We start from the raw sequence: 21,547 nt of genomic DNA, 5'->3' as shown, positions 1-21,547 counted from the left end.
AAAGCCCTCTCCAGATGGAGAGGGCTTTTTTTATTTCCTCGGATAAAGCTCTTTACGCTTATAGGGCTCCGTTTCACCCGGCTTTCGCGTTTTAAGCAGCTTCAATATCCACGTGTACTGTTCGGTATGCGGCCCCACCAGGATTTCCACCTCTTCGTTCATGCGACGCGCAATGGTGCGATCGTCAGCGGTCAGCAAGTCATCCATCGGCGGGCGGACTTCAATGCTCAGACGGTGCGTTTTACCATCATAAACCGGGAAGAGTGGGATCACGCGGGCGCGACACACCTTCATCAGGCGGCCAATCGCGGGAAGTGTGGCTTTGTAGGTCGCAAAGAAGTCGACAAACTCACTGTGCTCCGGTCCGTGGTCCTGATCCGGCAGATAGTAGCCCCAGTATCCCTGACGTACGGACTGAATAAACGGCTTGATACCATCGTTACGCGCATGCAAACGACCGCCAAAACGACGACGTACGGTATTCCAGACAAAGTCGTAGATTTTGTTGCCCTGGTTATGGAACATGGCCGCCATCTTCTGACCCTGAGAAGCCATCAGCATCGCCGGAATGTCGACACCCCAACCGTGAGGAACGAGGAAAATCACCTTCTCGTCATTGCGACGCATTTCGTCAATGATTTCCAGCCCTTTCCAGTCAACACGGTCAACGATTTTTTCCGGCCCTTTCAGCGCCAGCTCTGCCATCATTGCCATTGCCTGCGGCGCGGTGGTATACATCGCATCGATGATAGCCTCGCGCTCGGCATCGCTTTTTTCGGGAAAACAGTAATAGAGGTTGATCTGCGCACGGCGACGCGCGCTTTTGCCTAAACGCCCGGCCAGACGGCCAATTTTCCCCAGCAGGGGATCGCGCAGCGCAGCAGGCAGCATAGCGATGCCTGCAAAGGTGTAGACCCCGAGCCAGGCGCCCCAGTTGCGCGGATGGCGAAAGGATTTTTCAAACTCAGGAATGTATTCAATATTGTTTTTTTTTGTTTCCATGCTGGTTCCAGGGTCTGGTGACGCAAAATTTTATTGATAGTGTAGCGAGGCAGTCGTCCACGCACAAAAGAAAAAGCCGGCGCATACTGACACCGGCTTTTTTCACAAAAACAGAAGGCTTAGTTTAAGCTCAGCTGCGGTATCACCTCTTTCACCTGCGCCAGGTAATCAGAACGATCTTTACCCGTCAGGCCTTCGGTGCGTGGCAGTTTCGCCGTCAGCGGGTTTACGGCCTGTTGGTTAATCCACACTTCATAGTGCAGGTGCGGGCCGGTCGAGCGTCCGGTGTTGCCGGAGAGCGCGATACGGTCGCCACGTTTCACTTTCTGTCCAGGTTTAACCAGCAGTTTACGCAGGTGCATATAGCGGGTGGTGTAGGTACGACCGTGACGCACCGCGACATAGTAGCCTGCGGCACCGCTACGTTTAGCCACGACCACTTCACCATCACCCACAGCCAGCACCGGCGTGCCCTGCGGCATGGCAAAGTCAACGCCACGGTGTGGTGCGACGCGCCCGGTAACCGGGTTCAGACGACGCGGGTTAAAGTTAGAGGAAACGCGGAACTGTTTAGCCGTCGGGAAGCGCATAAAGCCTTTCGCCAGTCCCGTACCGCTGCGGTCGTAGAACTTACCGTCTTCGGCACGGATGGCATAGTAATCTTTGCCATCAGAGCGCAGACGTACGCCCACCAGTTGGCTCTGCTCACGCTTGCCGTCGAGCATTTCGCGAGACATCAGCACGGAAAACTCATCGCCCTTCTTCAGCTTGCGGAAATCCATCTGCCACTGCATGGCTTTGATCACCGCACTGATTTCAGAGCTGGTGAGGCCGGCATCACGGGCGCTGGAAACGAAGCTTCCGCCTACTGTGCCTTTCATCACGCTGTTCACCCAGTCGCCCTTCTGCATTTCACTGGTCATTTTGAAACCGTTTGCAGTGCGATCGTAGGTGCGGGTTTCACGGCGGGACATCTCCCAGGTTAACCGCTGGAGATCGCCATCCGCCGTTAAGGTCCAGGAGAGCTGTTGCCCTATTTTCAGGTTACGCAGGTCTTTATCTGCAGCAGCGAGCTGACTGATATTCCCCATGTCGATACCGTACTGGTTGAGCACGCTGCTCAGCGTGTCACCGGTAGAGACAACATACTCGTGGATCCCGGCCTCGTTCTCGATTTTATCGTCCAGTTCATCCTGGGGAATCGCTTCATCTTCCTGAGCAGCCTGGTCGATAGGCTCACTGGCTTCAGGCAGCAAAGAACGGATCTCGCTCTTTTCAAGCTCGATGGTTTTGATGATAGGCGCAGAACTCGGGTGGTAAACATAGGGCCGCCAGACGGCGACCGCTAAGGTGAGTACTGTAAGCGACCCCAGCATAACGCGGTGGGGTCGAGGCAGATTGTTAAATGCCAGGGCGACAGAGCGGGCTATCTGTTGCACGTATTCACTTCCTCGTTAATCTCCTTTCAGGCAGCTCGCATACTGGTTCGCCAGTTGGCTGAGGAACTGCGAATAGCTCGCTTTGCTCAACTGGATATTCGTTCCTAGCGGGTCAAGGGTCCCCATGCGCACGGATGTCCCCCTGGCCACGGCTTCTACGACCGCTGGCCTGAACTGTGGCTCAGCAAAAACGCATGTCGCTTTTTGCTCAACCAACTGTGTTCTGATTTCATGTAAACGCTGCGCACCAGGTTGAATTTCAGGGTTGACGGTGAAGTGCCCAAGCGGGGTCAAACCATAGTGTTTTTCATAGTAGCCATAGGCGTCATGAAAAACGAAATACCCTTTTCCTTTCAACGGTGCGAGCTCATTACCTACCTGCTTATCGGTTGCGGCTAATTGTGCCTCAAAATCCTTCAGGTTGGCGTCTAGTTTGGCTCGACTTTGCGGCATAAGTTCCACTAATTTGTCGTGGATTGCAACCGCTGAAAGCCGCGCTATCTCTGGGGAAAGCCAGAGATGCATGTTGTACTCACCATGATGGTGATCTCCATCACCTTTTTCACCCTCTGCCGCGTGATGGTCATGTTCATCACCGTCGTCATCCGTGCCTTTCATGAGCAACGGTTTCACGCCGGAAAGCCCGGCAATCGCAACCTGTTTATCGCCTGAAATCTGTTTGGCCGACTTCTGCATAAACGCTTCCATCTCTGGTCCAATCCAGACGACTAAGTCCGCGTTTTGTAAGCGTTTTACATCTGAAGGGCGAAGAGAATAGTCATGCTCAGAGGCCCCGTCAGGCAGCAAAACCTGGGTTTCCGTCACCCCATCGGCAATGGCCGACGCGATGAATCCAAGCGGTTTAAGCGAAGCGACAACCGCCGCGTTAACATCTTGTGCGGTTGTACCCCAAAGGGCAGCGGATAATGCTGCGAAAAGAAGCGTATTTTTATGTAACATAATGCGACTAATCATCGTAGTGAATGCGTGGAATGTGATATTATAACATTCGTTGACTTCTTCAAGCTTAAACTGACATGACGACACTGGTTTCTCTCGATAATATTTCGGTCTCTTTCGGCCAGCGCCGCGTCCTCTCTGACGTGTCGCTGGATCTGAAGCCCGGCAAAATTCTGACGCTGCTTGGTCCTAATGGCGCAGGTAAATCCACGCTGGTACGGGTTGTACTGGGTCTGGTGACGCCCGATGAAGGTGTTATCACCCGCGAGGAAAAATTGCGTATCGGCTATGTGCCTCAGAAATTACATCTGGACGCCACGCTGCCTTTAACGGTGAGTCGCTTTCTGCGTCTGCGCCCCGGCACGCGGAAAGCCGATATTCTCCCGGCGCTGAAACGCGTACAGGCGGGCCACCTGATTGACGCGCCGCTGCAAAAACTTTCCGGGGGTGAGACGCAGCGCGTTTTGCTGGCGCGCGCGCTGTTGAGCAGCCCGCAACTGCTGGTGCTTGATGAGCCTACCCAGGGGGTGGACGTTAATGGTCAGGTCGCGCTTTATGATTTGATCGATCAGCTTCGCCGTGAACTGAATTGCGCCGTGCTGATGGTCTCCCACGATCTCCATCTTGTCATGGCGAAAACGGACGAAGTGCTGTGCCTTAACCATCATATTTGCTGTTCCGGCACGCCTGAAGTGGTCTCGATGCACCCGGAGTTTATCTCCATGTTTGGCCCTCGTGGCGCTGAACAGCTGGGTATTTACCGTCATCATCATAATCACCGCCATGATTTACAGGGACGAATTGTCCTGCGCCGGGGAAATGGACACTCATGATTGAACTGTTACTGCCCGGCTGGCTGGCCGGGATTATGCTTGCCTGCGCCGCGGGTCCACTCGGCTCGTTTGTGGTCTGGCGCAGAATGTCCTATTTCGGTGATACCCTCGCGCACGCCTCTTTGCTGGGCGTGGCTTTTGGTTTACTGCTGGATGTGAATCCCTTCTACGCGGTGATTGTCGTCACCCTGCTGCTGGCAGCCGGGCTGGTCTGGCTGGAGAAACGTCCGCACCTCGCCATTGATACGCTGCTTGGCATTATGGCCCACAGCGCGCTCTCGCTGGGTCTGGTCGTGGTGAGTCTGATGTCGAATATCCGCGTCGACCTGATGGCCTATCTGTTTGGCGATCTGCTTGCCGTGACGCCGGAAGATTTAATTTCCATCGCCTTCGGTGTGGTGGTGGTACTCGGTATTCTGCTCTGGCAGTGGCGTAACCTGCTGGCGATGACCGTCAGCCCGGACCTGGCCTTCGTCGACGGCGTGAAGCTGCAGCGGGTTAAGCTACTGCTGATGCTGGTGACGGCATTAACCATCGGCGTGGCGATGAAGTTCGTCGGGGCGCTGATTATTACCTCGCTGCTGATCATCCCTGCCGCCACGGCGCGCCGTTTTGCCCGCACGCCGGAGCAGATGGCCGGTGTGGCCGTGATTATCGGGATGATTGCGGTAACGGGTGGGTTAACCTTCTCGGCGTTTTATGACACGCCTGCGGGGCCGTCAGTGGTGTTGTGTGCGGCGGTGTTGTTTATTTTTAGTATGATGAAAAAACAACCGAATGCATGAATGAGCGATTACCGCTTTCATAGAGGGTCACGCTTCGCTTCATGCGCTGTGATCAACGCATGGCGGGACTTAAACCTCTGGAGTGCGCCCATGTTGGGTGCCAACGTAAATAAGCACCGATAAAATTATCGGTGCTTATTTTATTACCTGGTACACGTTGCTAAATGCAATTTGGCACCAGGGACGTTTATCCCGCCTTCCATATCAAGACACTTGACAATACCATCGGTATCAACTTTTTTCAGCTGTCCGTTAACATAGTCCCAATGACTCGCAATAGGTTCATATTCGCGTATATAAACTTTGCCGCTTGCTGGTGCGAAGGCATATTCTGGATATGTTTCCAGCATCAGCATCCCATTCATAGCGAAATTGAGCTCACGAATATTCTGCAATTCTGGATTAGAACCACATGGCTCCATCACCGCCTGCTGGTAAGCAATGCCAGTCATACATAATTTTCGTCCGTTACTGGTATTTTCAAGTTTATTATCCACCATTTTCCATGTTTGGGTTCCGGAAATAGCGGCATTCGCGGCGCCAGACAAAGCCGCCATAGTCAGAGCGGCAATAGTCAGAGCCGTCATTGTTTTCATTTTGTTATTCCTGATGTGATGATGAAATTTATTCATAGCATGGATATCGCTATAAATTCATCATAGAGGGAATAAGCGAATTATCTAAAATGATAGGTAGGATAAATTTATCCAAAATAATATGGATGATAATTCAGATGAGGTAACTAATCGGTCAGCGTCGCAGGCGAAATTTAACATCCCGCCTGCTCATCATTACGGCATTGACGGTGGCGTAATGCCGAAATGATTCCACGCCCGCACCGTCGCCATACGACCACGCGGCGTACGCTGTAAGAATCCCTGCTGGATCAAATACGGCTCCAGAACATCCTCGATAGTTTCACGCTCTTCACCGATCGCCGCCGCCAGGTTATCCAGCCCGACCGGTCCGCCAAAGAATTTATCCAGCACCGCCAGCAGCAGTTTGCGGTCCATATAGTCAAAGCCTTCGGCATCGACGTTAAGCATATCCAGCGCCTGGGCGGCAATCTCTGCCGAAATGGTGCCATCGTGCTTCACTTCGGCAAAGTCGCGCACGCGACGCAGCAGGCGGTTGGCAATACGCGGCGTACCGCGCGAACGCTTCGCCACTTCAAAAGCGCCCTCTTCGCTCATCTCCAGCCCCATATAGCGCGCGCTACGACCGACAATATGCTGCAGGTCCGGCACCTGATAAAACTCCAGACGCTGCACGATACCGAAGCGGTCGCGCAATGGAGAGGTCAACGATCCGGCACGGGTCGTTGCGCCAATCAGGGTAAACGGCGGCAGATCGATCTTGATGGAGCGCGCAGCCGGGCCTTCACCAATCATGATATCCAGCTGGTAATCTTCCATTGCCGGATAGAGCACTTCCTCTACCACCGGAGACAGACGGTGGATTTCATCGATAAACAGTACGTCATGCGGTTCAAGGTTGGTCAGCATTGCCGCCAGATCGCCGGCTTTCTCCAGCACCGGGCCGGAGGTCGTGCGCAGGTTGACGCCCATTTCATTGGCAACGATATTCGCCAGCGTGGTTTTCCCCAACCCTGGCGGGCCAAAAATCAGCAGGTGATCGAGCGCATCGCCGCGCAGCTTTGCCGCCTGGATGAAAATCTCCATCTGGGAACGTACCTGCGGCTGGCCGATATACTCATCAAGCAGTTTCGGGCGGATCGCACGATCCACCACGTCTTCTGCCTGAAGGGTGCCTGCCGATACCAGGCGGTCTGCTTCAATCATCCTTTACCTCACAATGCAGCGCGCAGCGCTTCACGAATCAGGGTTTCACTGCTGGCATCCGGTTTGGCAATTTTGCTTACCATCCGACTGGCCTCCTGAGGTTTATAGCCCAGCGCCACCAGCGCGGCAACCGCTTCCTGCTCAGCGTCATCATCTGTTGACGGCGCCCCAGATGACGTCAGAACCAGATCGGTGGCTGGGGTGAACAGATCGCCATGCAGACCTTTAAAGCGGTCTTTCATCTCAACAATCAGACGCTCGGCGGTTTTCTTACCAATCCCCGGGAGTTTAATCAGCGCCGCAGGATCTTCGCGCTCAACGGCATTCACGAACTGCGGAGCAGACATACCGGACAAAATCGCCAGCGCCAGCTTCGGCCCCACGCCGTTGGTTTTAATCAGCTCGCGGAACAGAGTACGTTCCTGCTTGTTGTTGAAGCCGTAAAGCAACTGAGCATCTTCACGCACCACGAACTGTGTAAAGACAATCGCCTCTTTACCCGCGTCCGGCAGCTCGTAGAAGCAGGTCATTGGCATGTGGACTTCATAGCCAACGCCACCCACTTCCAGCAGCACTAACGGGGGTTGTTTTTCAATGATGATGCCTCTGAGTCTGCCTATCACGTGACGCTCCTGCGTTCTGGAAAATGTTTGACTGGCGACATAATAAAAAAAGGCTGGATGTTTATCCAGCCTGATTTCTCTTTATCGTAACCTGCCTCGCGCCAGATTGAGCCGCGATTCACTCATTTGCATCGCGTTCTGGCTGACGTGACAGTGGGTAATCGCAATGGCCAGCGCATCGGCTGCATCGGCCTGCGGGTTCGCGGGAAGCTTCAGCAAGGTACGCACCATATGCTGCACCTGGCTTTTCTCCGCGCTACCTATCCCCACCACCGTCTGCTTTACCTGACGTGCGGCATATTCGAACACCGGAAGATCCTGGTTCACGGCGGCAACAATTGCCACGCCGCGCGCCTGCCCCAGCTTTAGCGCCGAATCGGCGTTTTTTGCCATAAAGACCTGCTCAATGGCAAAAAAATCAGGCTGAAACTGGGTGATGATTTCCGACACGCCCGCATAAATCAGCTTCAGGCGCGACGGCAGATCGTCCACTTTGGTGCGAATACAGCCGCTGCCGAGGTAGGTTAGCTGGCGTCCCACCTGGCGGATAACGCCATAACCGGTGACGCGCGAGCCGGGGTCAATCCCAAGGATAATCGACATCACGCGTCTCCCGTAAACGGCTTATACGCTCTCATCAGAGAGTCGCTGCAACCTCATCAGAGATTTCACCGTTGTGATACACTTCCTGCACGTCGTCGCAGTCTTCGAGCATGTCGATCAGACGCAGCAGTTTTGGCGCAGTTTCCGCATCCATGTCCGCTTTGGTGGATGGGATCATGGAAACTTCAGCGTTGTCCGCTTTCAGACCCGCGGCTTCGAGTGCATCGCGCACGGCGCCCATCTCTTCCCACGCGGTGTAAACGTCAATTGCGCCATCATCGTAGGTCACCACGTCTTCCGCACCGGCTTCCAGGGCGGCTTCCATGATCACATCTTCGTCGCCTTTCTCGAAGGAGATGACGCCTTTTTTGCTGAACAGGTAAGAAACGGAACCGTCGGTACCCAGGTTGCCGCCGGTTTTAGTGAATGCATGGCGCACTTCTGCAACGGTACGGTTACGGTTGTCGGACAGACACTCAACCATTACGGCAGTACCGCCAGGGCCGTAACCTTCATAAATGATGGTTTCCATGTTCGCGTCTTCATCACCGCCTACACCACGTGCGATGGCACGGTTCAGGGTGTCACGCGTCATGTTGTTGGACAGCGCTTTATCCACCGCCGCGCGCAGACGCGGGTTAGAGGCCGGATCGCCGCCGCCCAGACGTGCCGCTGTCACCAGCTCACGAATGATTTTGGTAAAGATCTTACCGCGTTTGGCATCCTGTGCCGCTTTACGGTGTTTGGTGTTGGCCCACTTACTATGACCTGCCATAAAAAGTTCTCCAAAAATCGCGCCTTCTCAGGCAGCGTTAATTACAAATTCTTCAATCGCCTGCCGGTTGCTCCACGACTTGGTCAGTGCGGCGGCATCCGTCGCATCCACCCAGCGGTAGTTCAGGTGTTCGGTAAACACGATCTCCCGCTCATGGGGGAGCGCGAGACAGAACCACGATTCCGTATTGCGCTCAATGCCCGGCGCGTAGCGATGACGTAAATGGCTAAAAATTTCAAACTCCACCGTGCGCTGACAGTCCTTCAGGGTCAGTTGCTCGCGAGCAACATCAATGGTGACCTCTTCCTTTACTTCACGCGCGGCGGCCTGCGGCGCGGTTTCCCCCTCTTCCAGGCTGCCGGTAACCGACTGCCAGAAATCAGGATCGTCGCGCCGCTGCAACATTAGCACCCGCTTCGTGTCCTGGGCATAAATGACAACTAAGACAGAAACGGGAAGCTTGTATGTCATATCAGTTTTTCTCTTCCTTCTTCACCACCTCAATGCCCAGCTCAGCCAGTGCAGTCGGGTTAGCAAAGCTTGGCGCTTCGGTCATCAGACACGCTGCGGCAGTGGTTTTCGGGAAGGCAATAACATCACGAATGTTATCGGTACCGGTCAGCAGCATGGTCAGACGGTCAAGACCGAAAGCCAGACCTGCGTGTGGAGGTGTACCGTATTTCAGGGCGTCCAGCAGGAAGCCAAATTTCTCGCGCTGCTCCTGTTCGTTAATGCCCAGGATGCCGAACACGGTCTGCTGCATTTCGCCGCTGTGAATACGCACGGAACCCCCACCCACTTCGTAGCCGTTGATCACCATGTCGTAGGCGTTTGCCACCGCATCTTCCGGAGACGCTTTCAGCTCTGCCGCCGTCATGTCTTTTGGCGAGGTGAACGGGTGATGCATCGCGGTCAAGCCGCCTTCGCCGTCGTCTTCAAACATCGGGAAGTCGATAACCCACAGCGGTGCCCATTTGGTTTCGTCGGTCAGGCTGAGGTCTTTGCCCAGCTTCAGACGCAACGCGCCCATCGCATCGGCAACCACTTTCTTGTTGTCTGCGCCGAAGAAGATCATGTCGCCATCCTGCGCGCCGGTGCGCTCAAGAATCGCTTCCACGATGTCCGCATTCAGGAACTTCGCAACCGGGCTGGTGATCCCTTCCAGACCTTTCGCACGCTCGGTTACTTTAATATAGGCCAGACCTTTCGCGCCGTAGATCTTAATGAAGTTGCCGTAATCGTCGATCTGCTTACGGCTCAGTGCCGCACCGCCCGGTACGCGCAGGGCTGCAACACGGCCTTTCGGATCGTTAGCCGGGCCGGCGAATACCGCGAACTCAACGGATTTCACCAGGTCTGCAACATCCACCAGCTCCATCGGGTTACGCAGGTCTGGTTTGTCGGAACCGTAACGACGCTCGGCTTCGGCGAAGGTCATGATCGGGAAATCGCCCAGCTCGACGCCTTTCACGTCATTCCACAGGCTACGCACCAGCGCTTCCATCACTTCACGCACCTGCTCGGCGGTCATGAAGGAGGTTTCCACATCGATCTGGGTGAATTCTGGCTGACGGTCAGCACGCAGGTCTTCGTCGCGGAAACATTTGACGATCTGATAGTAGCGATCGAAACCGGACATCATCAGCAGCTGTTTGAACAGCTGTGGAGACTGTGGCAGCGCGTAGAATTTGCCTTTATGTACGCGGGATGGGACCAGATAATCGCGCGCACCTTCCGGTGTGGCTTTGGTCAGCATCGGGGTTTCGATATCGAGGAAACCGTGGTCATCCATAAAACGGCGCACCAGGCTGGTGATTTTCGCACGGGTTTTCAGGCGCTGGGCCATCTCCGGACGACGCAGATCCAGGTAGCGGTATTTCAGACGCGCTTCTTCCGTGTTGACGTGGTTGGAGTCCAGCGGCAGCGCTTCAGCACGGTTAATGATAACCAGATCGGACGCCAGTACTTCAATGGCACCCGTCGCCATGTCTGCGTTGACGTTTTTCTCGTCACGCGCACGCACGGTACCGGTGACCTGAATGCAGAACTCATTACGCAGCTCAGAAGCCAGCTTCAACGCATCCGCACGATCCGGGTCGAAGAACACCTGAACGATACCTTCACGGTCGCGCATATCGATGAAAATAAGGCTACCAAGATCACGACGACGGTTGACCCAACCACACAGGGTGACCTGCTGTCCGACGTGGGACTGACGCAGCTGCCCGCAATATTCTGTACGCATGAGATATCCCTTAATTAGCCGCAGGCTAAATGTCGCCTGGAATGCAGGCTACTATGTCGCAGCTTTCTGTATGTCACAACTGGATGAAAAAAGGCGGCTATTATACTGGAAATTCCGCCGGACGATAAGAGCGAACCACGGCCTGACGGTCGTTTGCTGCACTCTTATTGCGCATTCTCACAAAAATTAACAAAATTATCCGACCCATTACAGGTCATCACGTCGTATGGTGTTACGGAAGTGATTCATTTAACGGGAGTAACGATGTTAACACTGGATGCCAGCAAAACCGCGCTTGTGGTGATTGATTTACAGGAAGGGATCCTGCCCTTTGCCGGTGGCCCGCACGCTGCGGATGATGTGGTTAGCCGCGCCGCTCGTCTGGCGGAAAAATGCCGTGCCAGCGGTGCCCCTGTAGTCATGGTGCGCGTCGGCTGGTCCGCTGATTTCGCCGAGGCGTTAAAACAGCCCGTTGATGCACAGGCGCCCGCCCATGCCCTGCCGGAAAACTGGTGGACGTATCCGGTGTCGCTGGGCAAACGCGACAGCGATATCGAAGTGACCAAACGTCAATGGGGCGCATTCTACGGAACCGATCTGGAACTGCAGCTCCGCCGACGTGGTATCGACACCCTTATTCTGTGCGGCATTTCCACCAACATCGGCGTGGAGTCTACCGCCCGTAACGCCTGGGAGCTGGGCTTTAACCTGGTCATTGCGGAAGATGCCTGCAGCGCGGCTTCCGCGGAACAGCATCAGGGTAGCATGACCCATATCTTCCCGCGTATCGGACGCGTGCGCAGCACGGACGAGATCCTCAGCGCACTATGATGTATGTGGGGTTACCCCAGTGGTCGCACCCGAAATGGGTGCGCCTGGGCATCACCGGCCTGGAAGAATATGCCCGACACTTCAACTGTGTCGAGGGCAACACGACCCTCTACGCGCTGCCTAAAGCGGAGATTGTTGAACGCTGGCGGGAGCAAACGACCGACGATTTCCGGTTCTGTTTTAAGTTTCCGGCGACCATCTCCCACAACGCCGCGCTGCGCAACTGCGGGGATTTAACCGAAGAGTTCTTTACGCGCATGTCGCCACTGGCGAACCGGATTGGGCAATACTGGCTCCAGCTTCCCGCTACGTTCGGCCCGCGCGATCTGCCTGCCCTGTGGCAGTTTCTGGATAGCCTGCCCCGCGAGTTTACCTACGGCGTGGAGGTCAGGCATGCTGAATTTTTTGCCAAAGGTGAAGCAGAAATAGCGCTCAACCGCGGCCTGCTGGAACGTGCGGTCAACCGTGTCATTCTTGACAGTCGCCCCGTCCACAGTGCAATCCCGCACAGTGAAGCGATTGTGGATGCACAACGCAAAAAACCGAAAGTGCCGGTCCACGCCATCGTCACCGCGCAAAACCCGATGGTCAGGTTCATCGGTAGCGACAACATGCTGCAAAATCAGGCGATGTTCGCCGTCTGGCTGCAAAAATTAGCAAAGTGGGAGCAAACCACTACGCCCTATCTCTTTTTGCACACACCGGATATTGCGCAGGCACCCGAACTGGTCGATGCTCTCTGGCAGGCCTTGCAGGCTGCGGTTCCCACCGTGGGCAACGCCCCCTCCATTCCACAACAATCTTCTCTTTTCTGATATCACCCCCTATCATAGTGAAGTGCCATCTGCCAAAAACAGGGAGTTTGTATGGTCAGCGCGCTGTATGCGGTGTTAGGTGCATTACTGCTGATTAAGTTTTCATTTGATGTTGTGCGTCTGAGAATGCAGTACCGTGTTTCTTATGGTGACGGCGGTTTTTCGGAACTGCAAAGTGCTATCCGCATTCACGGCAATGCAGTCGAATACATCCCCGTCGCCTTGATTTTACTGCTGTTTATGGAGATGAATGGCGCAGAAACCTGGATGGTTCACGTCTGTGGCCTGCTTCTGATTGCTGGCCGGCTTATGCATTATTATGGCTTTCACCACCGCTTATTCCGCTGGCGTCGTTCCGGCATGAGCGCGACCTGGTGTTCGCTTTTGCTGATGGTGCTGGCTAACCTTTGGTATATGCCGTGGGAGTTGGTTTTCTCCCTCCATTAGCGCACAATACGCCACTTTATTTTTCCCGGATTTTTACGTTATGTCAGATCGCGACACGCTTTTTTCCGCGCCTATCGCCAGCCTGGGCGACTGGACCTTCGATGAACGGGTAGCCGAAGTCTTCCCGGATATGATCCAGCGCTCTGTTCCCGGTTATTCCAATATTATCTCTATGATCGGTATGCTGGCTGAGCGCTTCGTTCAACCCGGCACGCAGGTCTATGACCTGGGCTGCTCGCTCGGCGCGGCAACGCTGTCGGTACGTCGTAACGTTCATCATGAAGATTGCCGAATCATTGCCGTCGACAACTCCCCGGCGATGGTAGAACGCTGCCGTCGCCATATTGATGCGTATAAAGCCCCTGTACCGGTGGACGTCGTCGAAGGCGATATTCGTGAGATTGAAATTCACAACGCGTCGATGGTCATCCTGAATTTTACCCTGCAGTTCCTGGTGCCTGAAGACCGTCAGCTGCTGCTGGACAAAATTTACCAGGGGCTAAATCCCGGCGGCGCGCTGGTGCTTTCCGAGAAATTCAGCTTTGAGGATGCCGACGTTGGCGAACTGCTGTTCAATATGCACCACGATTTTAAACGTGCGAACGGTTACAGCGAGCTGGAGATCAGCCAGAAGCGCAGCATGCTGGAAAACGTGATGCTGACAGACTCCGTAGAAACCCACAAAGCACGCCTGCGCAAAGCCGGATTTGAGCATAGCGAACTGTGGTTCCAGTGCTTTAACTTTGGCTCACTGGTGGCGCTAAAAGCCGGAGATGCAGCATGATTGAGTTCAGTAATTTCTATCAGCTGATAGCTAAAAACCATCTGTCTCACTGGCTGGAAACTCTGCCCGCGCAGATTGCCGCATGGCAGCGCGATCAGCAGCACGGCCTGTTAAAGCAGTGGTCAAATGCGGTGGAGTATCTGCCAGAGCTGACCCCGCATCGTCTGGACCTGCTTCACAGCGTCACCGCAGAAAGCGAAGCACCGCTCCCGGCCGGGCAGATCAACCGCATCGAAACGCTGATGCGTAACCTGATGCCCTGGCGCAAAGGGCCTTTCTCGCTCTACGGGGTGAACATCAACACCGAATGGCGCTCCGACTGGAAATGGGATCGCGTTCTGCCTCATCTGTCTGACCTGACCGGGCGCACTATTCTGGACGTGGGCTGCGGCAGCGGTTACCACATGTGGCGCATGATTGGCGCAGGCGCGCATCTGGCAGTCGGTATCGACCCAATGCAACTGTTCCTGTGCCAGTTTGAAGCAGTGCGTAAACTGCTGGGCAACGACCAGCGCGCCCACCTGCTGCCGCTGGGAATTGAGCAACTTCCTGCCCTGAAAGCGTTTGATACCGTGTTCTCCATGGGCGTGCTCTATCATCGTCGCTCCCCGCTTGAACATCTGTGGCAGCTGAAAGATCAGCTGGTCAGCGGCGGCGAACTGGTACTGGAAACGCTGGTGATCGAAGGTGACGAACATGCTGTTCTGGTGCCGGGCGATCGCTACGCCCAGATGCGTAACGTCTACTTTATCCCGTCCGCGCTGGCATTGAAGAACTGGCTGGAGAAGTGCGGTTTTGTGGATGTGCGGATTGCCGATGTCAGCGTGACGTCACTCGAGGAGCAGCGCCGCACCGACTGGATGATCACCGAGTCGCTGGAGCAGTTCCTTGACCCGGCCGACCACAGCAAAACCATCGAAGGCTATCCGGCACCGATGCGTGCGGTATTGATCGCGACGAAGCCGTAACCCTTTAGCCGGGTGACGGCTACGCCTTACCCGGCATACGCGTCGCACGTTTTCTCCAAAATAGTTCAAGTTGCAGCAAGGCGGCAAGGCAGCGAATCCCCGGGAGCTTACATCAGTAAGTGACCGGGGTGAGCGAGGCGGCCAACGCGGCTGCGGCTTGAAATATGAAGGAGAAAAAAAGGCCCCTGTGTAATTTGCAGGGGCCTGGTACAAGCAAGCATCATATTGGGCGACATGATGCGCGGTAAAAATCGGTACGTTGCTACACGTGATAGCGCTCAATCAGCGACTTCATTTCCGCAACCGACTCTCCATCTACACCGTAGCGTGAATACTCATCCGCTTCAGCATCCGTCGACATTGACAGCCCTGTATTGCGATAACGCATGGGTGAAGGTATCCATTTCCCCGCAGAGCTGTGAAGCTCTTCCACCCCGGCGTTTAAAAACCGTTCCAGATTGCCGGCACGGACTCCCGCACCCGCCATTATTATTGGAACACCGGAATGGGCTTTTAGTTCCGTAATTAATTGCAGACCTTTTTCAGCAGAAGACTGTTGCCCTGATGTCAGAACGCGCGCCACACCCAGTTCGGCAAGGGTATCAAACGCTTGCAGTGGGTTTTTGCACATATCAAACGCACGATGAAACGTCACGGCCATTCCTTTTGCGGCGTCCATCACCTGACGCATACGCGGCAGATCGACCTCACCGTCTTCATCCAGCAGGCCGGTCACCAGCCCGGGGAACCCGAGGTCACGAACAAGGGCGATATCTTCAAGCATGGCACTGAACTCACCCGACGTATAACAAAAATCACCGCCGCGAGGACGAATAATGGGGTGTACCGGAAGGGTGACGGCCTTACGGGCCGACGTCAGCACGCCGTATGAGGGCGTTAACCCTCCTTCTTTCGGGGCGGCGCACAGTTCAATGCGATCGGCCCCTTTCCGTTGCGCGGTGACGGCACACTCCACGCTATAACAACAAATCTCCAGCAGCGCCATCGACTCCTCCTTAAAATCGGCTTAACGCGCCATCATGGCACGCCTCTTGTTTTGGGTCTCAGCGACGAGTCACAACTCTCAGGCTTCGCTGGCAACGATCTGCTCAATGGTCCACGGATGAAATTTCACCGTCACCTGCCCGTCAGTCACGGCCAGCGTCGGATTAGGCAGACGCTCACGCTCGCCTTTGGGCGAACTTGTCTTCACAAAAATGCCCGGCTGGCTTAATCCCTCGTCTGAGAGCAGGGCCAGCGCGCGCGCGTTCAACGTTTCCGGCTCACCCGGCAGGACGATTTCGATATGCTCCCAGCCTTCGTGCGGGTAACGTTTTTCACCCGGCCATGGCAGTTCTACAACGGTGAATTGCCAGTGCGCCACGCAGACCGGTTCATGCAGTTTGAACAGACAAATGGGACGACCATTAATCATGTTCTCAGAAAGCAACTCACCACACTGTTCAAACCCGCGACGCCAGCGCTCGGCAGTCGCGTTTTGATGGCAGCGCAAAGAGATGTGATCGGCCTCAAGCGGCGCGATATCCAGACCAAGACGGGTGGCAAGTTCTGTGAACGCCTGGGTGAAGCGCGGTAAATCTGCGGAAATATCATGCAGTTCGTCAATGGATTGCCAGTTCGCCATACGTCAGTCTCTTTTCATGTCGCAAAGCCGCTAATTTACTCTGTTGCCCTGTTTCGACCAACCTCTGAATCGCGGTTTTTACGACTGCATGTTTATGCACCTCTTCTCTGGCTGGATTCTGAGCAATCTTCGGGCCCCGCAATGCTGACGGCAGAAGGCATTTGCAGTATACTCCCGCCCTAAATTCTTTAACTGGCGCGGGCGGTTGTAGGCCCGCATCAAAAACGTAAGGTATCCAGGTGAATATTCAGGCTCTTCTCTCCGAAAAAGTCAGTCAGGCACTGATTGCCGCAGGTGCGCCTGCGGATTGCGAACCACAGGTTCGTCAGTCAGCAAAAGTACAGTTTGGCGACTATCAGGCTAATGGCGTGATGGCAGTGGCTAAAAAACTGGGCATGCCGCCGCGACAGCTCGCTGAGCAGGTATTGACGCATCTGGATCTCACCGGTATCGCCAGCAAAACCGAAATCGCTGGCCCGGGCTTTATCAACATTTTCCTGGAGCCTGCATTCCTGGCAAGCCACGTTGACGCGGCGCTGAAATCAGACCGTCTGGGTGTCTCCCGACCACAAGCGCAGACGGTGGTGATCGACTACTCTGCCCCGAACGTGGCGAAAGAGATGCACGTTGGCCACCTGCGTTCCACCATCATTGGTGATGCCGCGGTGCGCACGCTTGAGTTTCTCGGTCACAAGGTAATCCGCGCAAACCACGTTGGCGACTGGGGTACCCAGTTCGGCATGCTGATTGCTTACCTGGAAAAACAGCAGCAGGAAAACGCGGGCGAAATGGCGCTGGCGGACCTGGAAGGGTTCTACCGCGAAGCGAAAAAGCATTACGACGAAGACGAAGCCTTTGCCGAGCGCGCGCGCAGTTACGTCGTCAAGCTGCAGGGCGGGGATCAATACTTCCTCGAGATGTGGCGCAAGCTGGTGGACATCACCATGTCCCAGAACCAGCTTACCTATAACCGTCTGAACGTGACCCTGACCCGTGATGATGTGATGGGTGAGAGCCTTTATAACCCAATGCTGCCGGGCATTGTGGCGGACCTGAAAGCGAAAAACCTGGCGGTTGAGAGCGAAGGTGCAACAGTCGTGTTTCTTGATGAGTACAAAAACAAGGAAGGTGAACCGATGGGCGTGATCATCCAGAAAAAGGATGGCGGCTATCTCTACACCACCACCGATATCGCCTGCGCGAAGTACCGTTACGAAACCCTGCATGCTGACCGTGTGCTTTACTACATCGACTCCCGTCAGCACCAGCACCTGATGCAGGCCTGGACTATCGTGCGTAAAGCCGGTTACGTACCGGATTGCGTTCCGCTGGAACACCACATGTTCGGCATGATGCTCGGTAAAGACGGCAAGCCGTTCAAAACCCGTGCGGGTGGTACCGTGAAGCTGTCTGACCTGCTGGATGAAGCGCTGGAGCGCGCCCGTCGTCTGGTGGCAGAGAAGAACCCGGACATGCCTGCCGACGAGCTGGAAAAACTGGCTAACGCCGTCGGTATCGGCGCGGTGAAATACGCGGATCTCTCTAAAAACCGTACCACCGACTATATCTTCGACTGGGATAACATGCTGGCGTTTGAAGGCAACACGGCGCCTTACATGCAATATGCTTACACCCGCGTGCTCTCGGTGTTCCGTAAAGCGAACATTGATGAAAACGTGCTGGCGAATGCGACCGTGACCATCACGGAAGATCGTGAAGCCCAGCTGGCGGCGCGTCTACTGCAGTTTGAAGAGACGCTGACGGTTGTCGCCCGTGACGGTACGCCGCACGTTATGTGCGCTTACCTGTACGATCTGGCGGGTCTGTTCTCCGGCTTCTACGAGCACTGCCCTATTCTGTCTGCGGAAAATGAATCGGTCCGCAACAGCCGCCTGAAGCTGGCGCAGCTGACGGCGAAGACCCTGAAGCTGGGTCTGGATACCCTGGGTATCGAAACCGTAGAGCGTATGTAATACAAAAAACCCGGCAGCCGCCGGGTTTTTTATTATCAGAAATACTTCCGCAAATACTCCGTCAGACACAGAATCGCCATGGCCTGTCCATAGGGCATCGACGTCAGCGGGATTTGGCGATAAAACGCCAGGTCGCTGCCCATCCCCGTGCCGAACGACGTTTGCAATAACTCCCCTTCCGGCGAGATATTTTTCACGATGCCGCGAATCGCTTTTTCAGCAACGTCAGCATACGCAGGCGCAACATAGCGCTTACGCACCGCTTTCAGGATCCCGTAGGCAAACCCGGCCGTCGCGGACGCCTCCAGGTACGAGCCCGGATCGTCCAGCAGAGTATGCCACAAGCCGCTCTCGTCCTGACACTTTTCCAGCGCGGCAATTTGCGCATTCAATACCTGCACTAGATAACGGCGCACGGCGTTGTTTTCCGGCAAATCAATCAGTTCGAGGAAATCCGGAATCACGATGGTGAGCCAGCTGTTGCCCCTCGCCCAGCGGGCACGGGCAAAGTTATGGTTGCCGTCGTAACTCCAGCCGTGGAACCACAGGCCCGTCTCCCGGTCCATCAGGTTCTGCACGTGCAGCAGGAACTGATACACCGCCTCTTCAACGTACTCCGGTTTGTTGAGCAGTTTGCCGATTTTCGCCAGCGGCAACACCGTCATCATCAGCGTGTCATCCCACATCTGCTGATGATTCTCTTCCGCCAGGGTGATGTGCTGCATGCCACCGTGATCGGTGCGCGGCATCTCGGTCATCGCCCATTCCGCCCAGCTTTCCAGCCACGGCAGCCAGGCCGGGTTTTTGGTCTCTTCATAACGACAGGCCAGCGTCAGGAACGGCGACATCGTATTAACGTTTTTGGTAGTGGCACCTTCAGCAAAACGGTCAGCAAACCAGCTGTCGATAATCTCGCGCATGCCTGTGTCACCGGTCTGGCAGTAATACTGCCAGATACCGTACAAACCGACGCCGTGCGTCCATTCCCATCCGCCCCAGCCTTTGGTGTCGATCACGCGCCCGTCGTCCAGCCGCAGCAAAAACTCACCCGTCTTGTCGTGGATATTGACCAGGTTATGCGTCACCTTTTGAATCAGTGCTTTCAGCTCATCTCTGGCGATAAAGCGTTCAGGTTGACGCAATAACGGGCTATGTTTGACAGGCCAAACTTTCATCATCTTAACCTCTGTTGTATGTCGAATTCAGTACTGCACGATCCTTCAGCGAAGGTGCGGCTGGCTTATTACGATTCAGATAACCGATGTTGTTATTACCCCACAGTGACGCATACGGCATACCGGCCAGCATCTCGACAGTGGCGCGGGCGTGCGGCGTCGCTGATTCCGGTATCGCATGACCCCACGCACGCATTTTCGCGGTCTCCTCGCGCAGCGTGCTATGGGTCTGTAAATTCAGTCTGAAGCTCAGGGAAACGAGGAATCCGCAGAACAGCACCAGGAGGGTGCCCACACTCAGGATCATCAAAATGGTATGGCTCACTTCCGCAGGCTGCACTTTCTGACCGCTGACAAAGCCGGACATCTGCATCACGATGCCCACCAGCATCACCGCACCGGCCTGAGAGGCTTTACGGGTGAGGGTCATGATGCCGGCGAAGATCCCTTCGCGGCGCTGACCGGTGATCACTTCGTCCACATCAGCGATGTAGGTATAGGTATTCCACGGCACGTAGTTGATACCGCCGCGGCCAAGACCGGCAATGGCAGAAACCAGCAGCAGCAGAGAATAGATGTCGCTCAGCCCGGCATAATAGAGGACGGCGTAAGAAAGAGAGGCCAGGCCAAACAGTACCACCACCATGCGGTAGGACGGCGCAGGACCAAAGCGAATGCACAGCGGGATCATCCCGAGCACGGCGAGAAACTGGAAGATGGCCATCGTACCGAGCAGGTTAGAGGCCATTGAGGCTTCCTGCATCAGCACAAACACCACGTAGTAGGTGAAGACCGCGTTAAATACATCCTGCGCAATGTAGCCGCCGAGATACATGCCCAGATGCTGGCGGAAAATTTTAATTCGCAGCGTAGAACTCAATTCCACGAACAGACGATTAAGGCTCTGGCCCAGCGTCAGCTTCTTCTTCTCTTCTTCAGCCCGCAGCGCCGCTTCGGACCATTCCTCACGCGGACGTTCCCAGGTAAAGCACCAGACGAAAATGAGCATCAGGGCGCACAGAACGGAGAAAACCAGGCTTGCATAGAAGAAGGAGACCGCATTGTCTTTACCGAAATGCGTGAGCAATATCCCGGGCAGAAAGGAGGCCAGAATGGCGGACATCTGCGCCATGGAAATACGCGCCCCGGAGAACTTGGTTTTCTGTTTGAAGTCATCGGTCATTTCCGGCACCAGCGTCTCGTACGGCACCAGAATCATGGTGTAGACGATATCAAACACCAGATAAGTCAGCAGGTAATACCAGAAATTCATGTCCCCCACCCACATCAGCGAGTAGCTGAACACGCACGGGATCCCCAGCAGAATAAAGAATTTACGTCGACCAAAGCGCTTTCCGAGCCAGGTCGTACCGAAGTTGTCCGTCAAAAACCCCATTAACGGACTGACAACGGCATCCAGTACCCGTGCCGCGGCAAAAATGAACGTTGCTTCAATCGGTGTGAGTCCACAGAAGGTGGTGTAAAAATACAAAAGCCAGGCCGCCGTCAGGGCGGTGGTACCCGCCCCGAGGAAATCACCTGACCCGTATGCAAGATAATTTGCGAGTCCAATTTTACGTGTTTTCATTGCCGTCAACCCTAATCAATGTTGGGAGACTCCCTGTAAGCAAACCTCGTCCGGGAGCTTTTACACGGCTACAGTAAAGGCATCGACTTCCTGATACCTTTCTGTTTCTGCCATCACACAGGGGGGGAATGGCAAAAATGCAAAGAGTATCGTCACGCGTGTCACTGATTTATAAAACAGCGTTTCTTTTTCATCAAAAGGTGAGGTCAGTTTTGCGAGCCAGCCATCAGTATTCCCTGATGGCTGGTGAAAAA

At 54.9% G+C, this 21,547-nt stretch carries 22 protein-coding genes; 8 read left to right on the top strand and 14 right to left on the bottom strand.

Annotated elements, in window-relative coordinates:
- Positions 1-30 precede the first annotated feature (30 nt).
- From lpxM to znuA, 3 genes are all read right to left on the bottom strand, one after another.
- Entirely contained in the window at positions 31-1,002 is a 972-nt protein-coding gene (gene lpxM / locus O1723_RS08550; protein ID WP_023330719.1) for a lauroyl-Kdo(2)-lipid IV(A) myristoyltransferase, read from the bottom strand.
- Between the two features lie 119 nt (positions 1,003-1,121).
- The gene (mepM, locus tag O1723_RS08545; RefSeq protein WP_014884312.1) at positions 1,122-2,441 is read right to left on the bottom strand and encodes a murein DD-endopeptidase MepM; all 1,320 of its coding nucleotides are present in this window, start codon (positions 2,439-2,441) and stop codon (positions 1,122-1,124) included.
- Between the two features lie 15 nt (positions 2,442-2,456).
- The gene (znuA, locus tag O1723_RS08540; RefSeq protein WP_014884313.1) at positions 2,457-3,401 is read right to left on the bottom strand and encodes a zinc ABC transporter substrate-binding protein ZnuA; all 945 of its coding nucleotides are present in this window, start codon (positions 3,399-3,401) and stop codon (positions 2,457-2,459) included.
- Between the two features lie 77 nt (positions 3,402-3,478).
- Between znuA and znuC the strand changes: the two genes are divergently transcribed.
- Both znuC and znuB read left to right on the top strand, forming a co-directional pair.
- Positions 3,479-4,234: a zinc ABC transporter ATP-binding protein ZnuC gene (znuC, locus tag O1723_RS08535; RefSeq protein ID WP_014884314.1), complete on the top strand. Its 756-nt coding sequence runs from the start codon at positions 3,479-3,481 to the stop codon at positions 4,232-4,234.
- Positions 4,231-5,019 carry a zinc ABC transporter permease subunit ZnuB gene (gene znuB / locus O1723_RS08530; RefSeq protein ID WP_014884315.1) on the top strand — a complete coding sequence of 263 codons (789 nt, stop codon included), beginning with the start codon at positions 4,231-4,233 and terminating at the stop codon, positions 5,017-5,019. Before znuC ends, znuB begins: the two co-directional genes overlap by 4 nt.
- Before the next feature lie 143 nt (positions 5,020-5,162).
- Here the strand turns inward: znuB and O1723_RS08525 are convergent, their stop codons facing one another.
- The 7 genes from O1723_RS08525 to aspS form a co-directional block, all read right to left on the bottom strand.
- Entirely contained in the window at positions 5,163-5,615 is a 453-nt protein-coding gene (locus tag O1723_RS08525) for a hypothetical protein (RefSeq protein WP_014884316.1), read from the bottom strand.
- Positions 5,616-5,810: 195 nt separating this feature from the next.
- Positions 5,811-6,821, bottom strand: a complete 1,011-nt coding sequence (gene ruvB / locus O1723_RS08520) for a Holliday junction branch migration DNA helicase RuvB (protein WP_014884317.1) — start codon at positions 6,819-6,821, stop codon at positions 5,811-5,813.
- Between the two features lie 8 nt (positions 6,822-6,829).
- A complete protein-coding gene (gene ruvA, locus O1723_RS08515) occupies positions 6,830-7,444 on the bottom strand; it encodes a Holliday junction branch migration protein RuvA (protein ID WP_014884318.1) in 615 nt (204 codons plus the stop codon).
- Positions 7,445-7,525: 81 nt separating this feature from the next.
- Entirely contained in the window at positions 7,526-8,047 is a 522-nt protein-coding gene (gene ruvC / locus O1723_RS08510) for a crossover junction endodeoxyribonuclease RuvC (protein WP_014884319.1), read from the bottom strand.
- 34 nt (positions 8,048-8,081) lie between these two features.
- Entirely contained in the window at positions 8,082-8,822 is a 741-nt protein-coding gene (locus O1723_RS08505) for a YebC/PmpR family DNA-binding transcriptional regulator (protein ID WP_014884320.1), read from the bottom strand.
- A gap of 27 nt (positions 8,823-8,849) precedes the next feature.
- Positions 8,850-9,293: a dihydroneopterin triphosphate diphosphatase gene (gene nudB, locus O1723_RS08500; RefSeq protein WP_014884321.1), complete on the bottom strand. Its 444-nt coding sequence runs from the start codon at positions 9,291-9,293 to the stop codon at positions 8,850-8,852.
- A gap of 1 nt (position 9,294) precedes the next feature.
- Positions 9,295-11,067, bottom strand: a complete 1,773-nt coding sequence (gene aspS, locus O1723_RS08495) for an aspartate--tRNA ligase (RefSeq protein WP_014884322.1) — start codon at positions 11,065-11,067, stop codon at positions 9,295-9,297.
- Between the two features lie 264 nt (positions 11,068-11,331).
- Here aspS and O1723_RS08490 point away from each other — a divergent pair, with 264 nt between their 5' ends.
- The 5 genes from O1723_RS08490 to cmoB are packed head-to-tail and all read left to right on the top strand — an operon-like array spanning position 11,332 to position 14,912.
- On the top strand, positions 11,332-11,898 hold the full coding sequence (locus O1723_RS08490; RefSeq protein WP_014884323.1) for a hydrolase: 567 nt from the start codon (positions 11,332-11,334) through the stop codon (positions 11,896-11,898).
- Positions 11,895-12,713 carry a DUF72 domain-containing protein gene (locus O1723_RS08485; RefSeq protein WP_014884324.1) on the top strand — a complete coding sequence of 273 codons (819 nt, stop codon included), beginning with the start codon at positions 11,895-11,897 and terminating at the stop codon, positions 12,711-12,713. Before O1723_RS08490 ends, O1723_RS08485 begins: the two co-directional genes overlap by 4 nt.
- Before the next feature lie 51 nt (positions 12,714-12,764).
- Complete coding sequence (locus O1723_RS08480; protein WP_014884325.1) at positions 12,765-13,160, top strand: MAPEG family protein; 396 nt, start codon at positions 12,765-12,767, stop codon at positions 13,158-13,160.
- A 40-nt stretch (positions 13,161-13,200) separates the two neighbouring features.
- Complete coding sequence (cmoA, locus tag O1723_RS08475; RefSeq protein ID WP_014884326.1) at positions 13,201-13,944, top strand: carboxy-S-adenosyl-L-methionine synthase CmoA; 744 nt, start codon at positions 13,201-13,203, stop codon at positions 13,942-13,944.
- Positions 13,941-14,912, top strand: coding sequence for a tRNA 5-methoxyuridine(34)/uridine 5-oxyacetic acid(34) synthase CmoB (gene cmoB / locus O1723_RS08470; RefSeq protein WP_014884327.1), 972 nt, complete (start codon positions 13,941-13,943; stop codon positions 14,910-14,912). The genes cmoA and cmoB overlap by 4 nt, the downstream gene beginning before the upstream one ends.
- A 262-nt stretch (positions 14,913-15,174) precedes the next feature.
- Here the strand turns inward: cmoB and cutC are convergent, their stop codons facing one another.
- Positions 15,175-15,918 carry a copper homeostasis protein CutC gene (gene cutC, locus O1723_RS08465; protein ID WP_014884328.1) on the bottom strand — a complete coding sequence of 248 codons (744 nt, stop codon included), beginning with the start codon at positions 15,916-15,918 and terminating at the stop codon, positions 15,175-15,177.
- Between the two features lie 78 nt (positions 15,919-15,996).
- Complete coding sequence (locus O1723_RS08460; protein ID WP_014884329.1) at positions 15,997-16,557, bottom strand: VOC family protein; 561 nt, start codon at positions 16,555-16,557, stop codon at positions 15,997-15,999.
- A 239-nt stretch (positions 16,558-16,796) separates the two neighbouring features.
- On the opposite strand from O1723_RS08460, the gene argS reads away from it, so the two are divergent.
- Positions 16,797-18,530 carry an arginine--tRNA ligase gene (gene argS, locus O1723_RS08455; protein WP_014884330.1) on the top strand — a complete coding sequence of 578 codons (1,734 nt, stop codon included), beginning with the start codon at positions 16,797-16,799 and terminating at the stop codon, positions 18,528-18,530.
- A 35-nt stretch (positions 18,531-18,565) separates the two neighbouring features.
- On the opposite strand, the gene bglB is transcribed toward argS, so the two are convergent.
- Positions 18,566-19,705, bottom strand: coding sequence for a beta-galactosidase BglB (bglB, locus tag O1723_RS08450; protein WP_032645369.1), 1,140 nt, complete (start codon positions 19,703-19,705; stop codon positions 18,566-18,568).
- Positions 19,706-19,709: 4 nt separating this feature from the next.
- Positions 19,710-21,293 carry an MFS transporter gene (locus O1723_RS08445; protein ID WP_014884332.1) on the bottom strand — a complete coding sequence of 528 codons (1,584 nt, stop codon included), beginning with the start codon at positions 21,291-21,293 and terminating at the stop codon, positions 19,710-19,712.
- Between the last annotated feature and the right edge of the window lie 254 nt (positions 21,294-21,547).

The sequence above is a fragment of the Enterobacter cloacae complex sp. HYC080_NIDB genome (genome assembly GCF_056673325.1).
This window is presented reverse-complemented; position numbering and strand designations above follow the sequence as displayed.

Bases quoted from the DNA above. Each gene is read 5' to 3' on its own strand.
- lpxM (WP_023330719.1), bottom strand. From the start codon at position 1,002: ATGGAAACAAAAAAAAACAATATTGAATACATTCCTGAGTTTGAAAAA.
- znuA (WP_014884313.1), bottom strand. From the start codon at position 3,401: ATGTTACATAAAAATACGCTTCTTTTCGCAGCATTATCCGCTGCCCTT.
- znuC (WP_014884314.1), top strand. From the start codon at position 3,479: ATGACGACACTGGTTTCTCTCGATAATATTTCGGTCTCTTTCGGCCAG.
- znuB (WP_014884315.1), top strand. From the start codon at position 4,231: ATGATTGAACTGTTACTGCCCGGCTGGCTGGCCGGGATTATGCTTGCC.
- O1723_RS08525 (WP_014884316.1), bottom strand. From the start codon at position 5,615: ATGAAAACAATGACGGCTCTGACTATTGCCGCTCTGACTATGGCGGCT.
- ruvB (WP_014884317.1), bottom strand. From the start codon at position 6,821: ATGATTGAAGCAGACCGCCTGGTATCGGCAGGCACCCTTCAGGCAGAA.
- ruvC (WP_014884319.1), bottom strand. From the start codon at position 8,047: ATGTCGATTATCCTTGGGATTGACCCCGGCTCGCGCGTCACCGGTTAT.
- O1723_RS08505 (WP_014884320.1), bottom strand. From the start codon at position 8,822: ATGGCAGGTCATAGTAAGTGGGCCAACACCAAACACCGTAAAGCGGCA.
- nudB (WP_014884321.1), bottom strand. From the start codon at position 9,293: ATGACATACAAGCTTCCCGTTTCTGTCTTAGTTGTCATTTATGCCCAG.
- aspS (WP_014884322.1), bottom strand. From the start codon at position 11,067: ATGCGTACAGAATATTGCGGGCAGCTGCGTCAGTCCCACGTCGGACAG.
- O1723_RS08490 (WP_014884323.1), top strand. From the start codon at position 11,332: ATGTTAACACTGGATGCCAGCAAAACCGCGCTTGTGGTGATTGATTTA.
- O1723_RS08485 (WP_014884324.1), top strand. From the start codon at position 11,895: ATGATGTATGTGGGGTTACCCCAGTGGTCGCACCCGAAATGGGTGCGC.
- O1723_RS08480 (WP_014884325.1), top strand. From the start codon at position 12,765: ATGGTCAGCGCGCTGTATGCGGTGTTAGGTGCATTACTGCTGATTAAG.
- cmoA (WP_014884326.1), top strand. From the start codon at position 13,201: ATGTCAGATCGCGACACGCTTTTTTCCGCGCCTATCGCCAGCCTGGGC.
- cmoB (WP_014884327.1), top strand. From the start codon at position 13,941: ATGATTGAGTTCAGTAATTTCTATCAGCTGATAGCTAAAAACCATCTG.
- cutC (WP_014884328.1), bottom strand. From the start codon at position 15,918: ATGGCGCTGCTGGAGATTTGTTGTTATAGCGTGGAGTGTGCCGTCACC.
- O1723_RS08460 (WP_014884329.1), bottom strand. From the start codon at position 16,557: ATGGCGAACTGGCAATCCATTGACGAACTGCATGATATTTCCGCAGAT.
- bglB (WP_032645369.1), bottom strand. From the start codon at position 19,705: ATGAAAGTTTGGCCTGTCAAACATAGCCCGTTATTGCGTCAACCTGAA.
- O1723_RS08445 (WP_014884332.1), bottom strand. From the start codon at position 21,293: ATGAAAACACGTAAAATTGGACTCGCAAATTATCTTGCATACGGGTCA.